At 68.0% G+C, this 6,705-nt stretch carries 8 protein-coding genes; 4 read left to right on the top strand and 4 right to left on the bottom strand.

Annotation, left to right across the window (positions count from 1 at the left end):
• Positions 1–23: 23 nt before the first annotated feature.
• Positions 24–503, bottom strand: coding sequence for a bacterioferritin (gene bfr / locus ACTWP6_RS15860; RefSeq protein WP_260752758.1), 480 nt, complete (start codon positions 501–503; stop codon positions 24–26).
• Positions 504–744: 241 nt separating this feature from the next.
• Between bfr and ACTWP6_RS15865 the strand changes: the two genes are divergently transcribed.
• A complete protein-coding gene (locus ACTWP6_RS15865) occupies positions 745–1,377 on the top strand; it encodes a fatty-acid--CoA ligase (RefSeq protein ID WP_443188195.1) in 633 nt (210 codons plus the stop codon).
• A 5-nt stretch (positions 1,378–1,382) separates the two neighbouring features.
• Complete coding sequence (locus ACTWP6_RS15870) at positions 1,383–1,571, top strand: (2Fe-2S)-binding protein (protein WP_260752756.1); 189 nt, start codon at positions 1,383–1,385, stop codon at positions 1,569–1,571.
• A 3-nt stretch (positions 1,572–1,574) separates the two neighbouring features.
• Here the strand turns inward: ACTWP6_RS15870 and ACTWP6_RS15875 are convergent, their stop codons facing one another.
• Complete coding sequence (locus tag ACTWP6_RS15875; RefSeq protein ID WP_443188196.1) at positions 1,575–2,333, bottom strand: enoyl-CoA hydratase/isomerase family protein; 759 nt, start codon at positions 2,331–2,333, stop codon at positions 1,575–1,577.
• Entirely contained in the window at positions 2,330–3,049 is a 720-nt protein-coding gene (locus tag ACTWP6_RS15880; protein WP_260752754.1) for an EthD domain-containing protein, read from the bottom strand. The genes ACTWP6_RS15875 and ACTWP6_RS15880 overlap by 4 nt, the downstream gene beginning before the upstream one ends.
• Positions 3,050–3,080: 31 nt before the next feature.
• Here ACTWP6_RS15880 and ACTWP6_RS15885 point away from each other — a divergent pair, with 31 nt between their 5' ends.
• Positions 3,081–5,084: an FUSC family protein gene (locus tag ACTWP6_RS15885; RefSeq protein ID WP_443188197.1), complete on the top strand. Its 2,004-nt coding sequence runs from the start codon at positions 3,081–3,083 to the stop codon at positions 5,082–5,084.
• Here ACTWP6_RS15885 and ACTWP6_RS15890 read toward each other — a convergent pair.
• Positions 5,056–5,682: a PaaI family thioesterase gene (locus ACTWP6_RS15890; protein ID WP_443188198.1), complete on the bottom strand. Its 627-nt coding sequence runs from the start codon at positions 5,680–5,682 to the stop codon at positions 5,056–5,058. The two genes, ACTWP6_RS15885 and ACTWP6_RS15890, sit on opposite strands and share 29 nt — an antisense overlap.
• 383 nt (positions 5,683–6,065) lie before the next feature.
• On the opposite strand from ACTWP6_RS15890, the gene ACTWP6_RS15895 reads away from it, so the two are divergent.
• Positions 6,066–6,705: DUF222 domain-containing protein (locus ACTWP6_RS15895; RefSeq protein WP_443188199.1), on the top strand; the 640-nt coding region annotated here is incomplete at its 3' end.

The raw sequence follows: 6,705 nt of genomic DNA on the forward strand, positions 1-6,705 counted from the left end.
CCGCGGGTGTGGGAGCCGAACCGTCAGGACGGCGGGCGAGACACGCACTGCGCCAGATACAGCTCCTCGCCGAGCTTGTTCATCAGCTCCAGCTGGGTCTCGAGGTAGTCGACGTGCTGTTCCTCGTCGGCGAGGATCTTCTCGAACAGATTCGCCGAGGTCGAGTCGCCCTTCTCCCGGCACATGATGATGCCCGGCTTGAGTCGGGCCACCACCTCGTACTCGATCGCCAGGTCGGCCTCGAACTGCTCCCGCACCGTCTGTCCGACCCGCAGGGAGAACAGCCGCTGATAATTCGGCAGCCCGTCCAGGAGCAGGATGCGGTCGGTGATCTCCTCGGCGTGAACCATTTCTTCGAATGATTCTTTCCGAGTGTGTTCGGCCAATTCGGTGAAGCCCCAATTGTCCTGCATCTTGGAATGCAGAAAATACTGGTTGATCGCCGTCAATTCGCTCGTCAATTGTTCGTTGAGCAATTTGAGCACTTCGGGATCGCCTTGCATGACTTGCTCCTAAAGGCCTAGCGGGCTGAGGCGTGCGATATCTGCACGGGCTGTGTACGAGCACCTCCAACTTAGTCCACTTCACGCCTCGAGTGAGCGCGAACCTCGGTGTGGGAGACGTGTTGTCGGCGTGCCGGCGCGGGAACGGGCCTCGGATCGAGGCCGAGATCTGGACTGCCTACGCTAAGTAAGGTTAGACTGCGCTAAGTGTCTGCGGCCGTTCCGAGGTAAGGGTGACCACATGGGTGAGTACGATCTGCACTCATTCATCCTTGCCTGTGATTTTCGCGTGGACGACCTCGACCGTATGTGGAAATGGCTGAAAAAGCACCGCGACGGACTTTCCTCGATCGGCGCCCATCACGTGGTGGTCTATGAATCGATTTGGGAACCGCGGCGCGTGCTCGTCACGATCGGAATTCGAAACGCTCATTCGATCCGCGATGTGCTGCGCTCCACCGCGATATTCGAATGGTTCGACATCTCCGGCGCCGACGACATCCCGCCGATCTTCGGGGGTGAGGTCGTCGAGAAGATCGATATGGACGGAACCGAATCCGAGGGCCGGATCGGACGGGTGGTCGTCGGCGTGATGTCCTCCGTCGAGGATGTCTCGCAGCTCATGATCAAGGTGCACGACGGCCTCGAGCGCTTCAAGAGCGGCGGCGTGCGCAAGATCTGGGTGTACCGCGCGCTCGACGACGGTCACGAGGTGCTGATCCTGCAGGAGATCGCCGACGAGGCCAGTGCCAGGCAGTGGATCGAGCATCCCGACGCCGCCGCCGAATGGATGACCAGTGCAGGCATGGGGCCCTATCCGACCCGCTTCGTGGGCCGGTTCGCCCACCTGATGAGCGTCGGCGAATCGGGTTAGCCGTCATGTTCGTCTGCCTCTGCACCGGAGCCACCAGTCACGTGGTCGGCGAGGTCGTGGCCAACGGCGCCCGGACATCCAAGGAGATCGCCGAGGCGTGCGGCGCGGGAGGCGACTGCGGGCGCTGCAGGCGCACGCTGCGGGCCATCATCGAGGCGCATTTCGCCGGGAAGCCGGAGCGGGTCGCGCAGTAGCTTTCAGCTGTTGCGCCGGCCGGTGAAGTCCGCGAGCGCCGCAGCGTTGGCGGCTCCGCCGAGCAGCTCCTGGAAGTGCGCGTTCTCCCGCTGCGTGGCGGCCGCGATCTCGGCGCGCAGCGGTGCGACGATCGTCTTCTTGACGGCGACCAGACTCGGAATCGACCGGGACGCAAGGATTTCCGCGTGCCTGCGAGCGTCAGCCAGCAGCTCCTCGGGTTCGCAGACCTTCCACGCGATCCCCATCTGCTTCGCCTCGGCGGCGTCCACCCACTCCGAGGACAGCAACAGCCACGCGGCGTTCTGCCGGCCGATCAGCTGCGGCAGGAGATAGGACGACGCGGCCTCCGGTGCGACGCCGAGGCTGGTGAACGGGCACTTCAACCGCGCGGTCGTCGACATGAACACCAAGTCGGCGTAGCCGAGGATCGTGGCACCGATGCCCAGCCCGACGCCGTTGACCGCGCAGATCAGCGGTTTGGACAGTTCGGTCAGCGCGTCGATCATCGTGGTGAAGTGGCTGCCCTCGTTGGTCAGCGACCCGTCGGCAATACCCGCCTGCATCTCTTTGAGGTCGTTGCCCGCGCTGAACGCCCGCCCGGCGCCGGTGAGCAGCACGACCGCAACGTCGGGGTCGGCGTCGGCGTCCCGCAGCGCGGTCGCGGTGGCGAGATAGAGCTCCTGATTGAACGCGTTGAGCGCCTTAGGACGGTTCAGGACCAGGGTCCGAACCCGGTTCTCGTCGCTGATCTGCAGTGTCACGGCCGCAGCCTATCCGCCGCGGTGAACGGGTCGCGGAGCACGTAGCGACTCGTCGGCACCGTGTCGACGTTCCGGTTGGCTCCGAACGCCGTGGTGCTGGCCACCATCCGGCGCATGCGGTCGTCGAGGTCGGCGTCGTCGGCCGCGCCGAAGAACGCATGCAGATCCGCGGTCGCCTCGATCGGGAACAGCTCCTCCACGATCGCCGAAATCGCCGGCGCCCCGTCGGTGAGGGGCCGCACCACCGAGTTCTGGGTGTAGCCGAACGTCGACTGGGTGTCGATGGCGACCTGGGTGTGATCGCGATGCCACCGGTGCAGCCACGTCGCCTCGTCCATCTCGGCGGGCCGGCGCAGCAGCGCGATGTTGGCCAGGCCCGGGGTGCGCTCGCCCGGCTCGGTGGCAGGAGCGGCCAGCGGCACCGACTCGGTCACCAGGTATGCGGCGAGCAGATCGCAGTGCTGACTCAACAGCGTTGTCGCGGTGCGGATCTGATCGCCGTAATACTGCTGCGTCCACAGCGTGACGAATGCCAGCGCCGGCGGATCCAGCGTGGTCAGCGTCATCAGCGAATCCCGTACCGATGCGTCCCGGACGTGGACCGTCAGCCCCGGCACCCCCGTCCCGAGCAGGGTCTCGGCGACGTCCGTGCGGAGCCTGGTGCACCAGTCGTCGTCGCCGGACGCGCCACGCAGGGCGAACATGACTTTCTCCACCCGGCGAACATAGCCGGGTCAGAATGGATCCGTGATCAGAGGGCTGGTGCTGCGGTGGGCGATGCCGGACCTCGCAGCGGTGCTGCGCAGCCTGCTGTGTGTCGCGGTGGTGGCGGTGGCGGCCGTGCAGTGGGGACCGCCGGGGGCGGTGACCCCTGTCGTGGGCGCCGCCGCGGTCACATGCGCGACCGCGCTGCAGGACCGTCCGCGTGGACGGGTCACGGTGCTGCTGCTGGTCTCTGCGGTGACGGGGACGGCGGTGGCCCTGGGCACTCTGACAGCCGGGTTCTCGCCCGTCTTCGTCGCGGTGGCGGCCCTGTGGTGCTTCTTCGCGTCGATGCTGTGGACCCTGGGCGCCAACGCGGGGCTGATCGGCGCAGCGTCGGTGGCGCTGGTGGTGGCGGCCCCGCCGGTCGCCGCGGGGCCGGGTTCGGCGCTCGTCACGACGCTGCTGGCCGTCGCCGGAGGGCTGCTCCAGGTGTGGGTGATCGCGCTGTGGCCGCCGGTGCGCTGGCGCAGGCAGCGCGACGCACTGGTCGGCGCCTATCGTGCGCTGGCCGCCGACGCCCGCACGATCAGCGGCGGCGCGCAGGGGCCGGTGGTGGACACCGCACCGCTGACACTGTTGCGCGACGTGTTCACCGCCGTCGGTCATCAGCGCCGCCCCGTGTCCTACCGCGGGTGGTACGCCCTGCCCGAACGCATCGCCGCGGTGTTGACCGACACGGCGAACATGCCGGACCGGTCCGAGGCGCTGAATCTCGCGCTCGCCGAGGCGGCGGACACGCTGGCCGCCGTGGCCGACACCGACAGATTGGGTCGGGTACGTGCCGATGTGGCCATCGGCCGGTTCGACACCGTCGCGTCCGCGGTCGGCGGCACCGAACGGGCAGTCGGGCACCGGTTGTCGGTGCTGTTGCACGAGGCGGTGGCGATGCGACTCGGCGATTTCGTGCCGTCCGCGCCGGACGCGGTGCGGCTGCGTCGTCCCGAGTTGCGCACCTCTGTGCGTTCTGCCGTAGCCGCGGTGCGCGATCACTTCGACCGCCAGTCACAGGTGTTGCGGCACGCGGTGCGGTTGTCCGCCGCGGTCGCCGTCGGCTGCGCGATCGACCGGTACGCCGAGGGTGCCTACGGCGTGTGGATTCCGCTGACCGTGCTGCTGGTGCTCCGGCCCGAGACCGCGCACACCTACACACGGGCCGTGGGCCGGCTGGCGGGCGCGGTCGTGGGGATCCTCGCCGCGTCGACGGTGCTGCTGATCCTCGACCCCGGGGTCGCGATGGGGACCGCGCTGGCCGTGGTGGCGATCGGGGTGGGTTGCGTGCTGTCGGGTTCGGGCTATATCGCGCTGGCCGCCGCGGTGGCCGCGGCAGCGATGTTCCTCGTCGATGCCGGCCGGCCCGACGTGCCTCCGGCGCTGGGCGACCCGCTGCTGGCCACTCTCTTCGGCGGGGCGCTGGCACTGGTCGCCCACGTGGTGGTGCCCGACGATGCCATGACGCGGCTCTCACAGCGTGCCGGGGAATTGCTGAAAACCGAGATCGATTACGCCGCAACGGTGATCAAGGGTTATGTGCACGACGACGGTAATCCTCGAGAAGCGATGACAGCCGCCTGGCAGCGAGCGTTTCGCGCGCGCGCGTCATTCGAGGCGACCTCCGGCGCGATGCGGATGGAGTCCCGCGAACTGCGGCACTGGCTGCGCGCCTACCGCACCGCGTTGAACACCGTGACCAGTTCCTGCGCAACCTTGGAAGAACAGCTGCCCGGGCACCCGATCACCGACGACCGCGACTTCGTGATCGCCGTCGACGAATACGTCGAGGCGCTGCGTGGGGACCCGCCGACGGCTGCGTCGCCGTGGACGGTCGACGGGGCGGAGCTGGCGGTCGCCGAACAGCGGCTGCGCGACGCCGTGCCGCGTCAGGGCGCCGGCGAGGGTCCGGCACGCATGCTGGTCGCCGAGATCGGCGCCATCACCCGCAGCGTGTCGTCGATCAGCGTCAGCCCCGTGCCCATTTCGGTTCGATGAACACGGCCTCGGCCTCGACCGTGACACCCGTGCCGTCGGCGATGTGGCCTACCGCGTAGGTCTTGAACCCGTCGGTGTGGGTGATCCGGGCTTCACAGCGCAGCCGTCCGAGCGGCGTCAACCGCCGGTAGCGTACCGAGATGGTGCCGGTGAGCCGGTGCACGCCGGGCGCACTGGCCGCGTCTCCGAGCACGTGGTCGAGGATCATCGCCGACACTCCGCCGTGCACGTGCCCGGGTGGGCCTTCGAAGGCGGCGCCGAGGTAGAAGTCGCTGCGCACCGAACCGTCGGGATCCTTGCGGATCACCACCGGCGGGGCGCTCGGGTTGCGCACGCCGATCACCGCGTTGCCCCACGGCATCATGGTTCCGTCGGCGGCGTACTGCACCCCGAACGCGCCGTCGAGCTGTGCCGCACGCAACCGCGCGGTCGCCGAGTCGATTTCGGCTTTCGCTGCGACGACGGCGTCGGCATCGGCCTCGGTGCGGATGGTCGCGTCGATCAGGGCGCGCACCGATTCGGTCAGGGGTTCGTACACGGCCCGCAGCCGCGCGACGTCGGTGGCGCTCATACCGTCGACTTGGGTGTACTCCAGCACCCCTCGACTAGAACATGTGTCAAGAAACGGGTCACGCCGGGGGTGGTCCGGTGAGCAGGTCTCCGATCACCGGGCACGTCGAGCGCGCGGCGGGCGCTTCGAGCAGGTAGCGAGTGGTCGCCATGCCGATCACCAGCGATCCGATCAACACGGCCCGAGTGGCCGGATTGTCCGGCGTCGTCGCGGTGCGACCCGGGCGCGGTGACGGCTCGACGCTGGTGCGCCCGGACGGCTCGCGGCATTTGGTGCGAACGTCGTTGCCCTTCGAACGATTTCTGGACCGCTGGATTGCATCTGCGCCTCAGAATTTTCTTTGGTCACTACGGCATCTTTGGTCACTTTTACAAAATCGCTTGTCAGGCCTTCGAACTAGTGTTCGATGTATGGAGTTGGTGTCGGAGGCGGTGGGGGCGATCGCTGAGCAGATCGGTGTGCTGTCCAAGGCCGCCGATGAGCTGACCCATAGTGAGTTGGTCGGGCTGCTGGCCGAGTTGACCAGGGTGCTGCGGTCGGTCCCGGCCCTCGAGCACAAGGTGTTGGCCCGGTTGATCGAGGAGACCGAGCCGCATCGGCTCGGGGAATCGTCGTGGAAGGGCGTTTTGACCACCGCGCTGCGGGTCAGTGGCGCCGAAGCGGGACGGCGGTTGCGGCGGGCCAAAATGCTGGGGCCGCGGCGGGCGATGACGGGCCAGCCGATTGCGCCGGTGTGGGAAGCCACCGCCGCCGCCCAGGCCCAGGGCTTGCTGGATGAGGAGCACATCACGGTGATCGCGAGGTTTCACCAGAAGCTGCCCGCCTGGGTGGATGTGGACACCCGCGCGGCCGCCGATGCGCACCTGGCCGCCCTGGGCTCGGGTCTGGGCCCTGACGAGCTCGATGCGGCCGCGGGGCGGTTGTTGATGATGATCGATCAGGACGGCCCCGAACCCGCCGACGACGAGGTGGCCCGGAAACGGTGGGTCAAGGTCGGCAAGCAGCAGCGTGACGGGTTTCGCAAGATCAGCGGCTACCTCGACGCCGAAC

This window comes from Mycobacterium sp. 4D054, from assembly GCF_052245755.1.
GTDB lineage: Bacteria > Actinomycetota > Actinomycetes > Mycobacteriales > Mycobacteriaceae > Mycobacterium.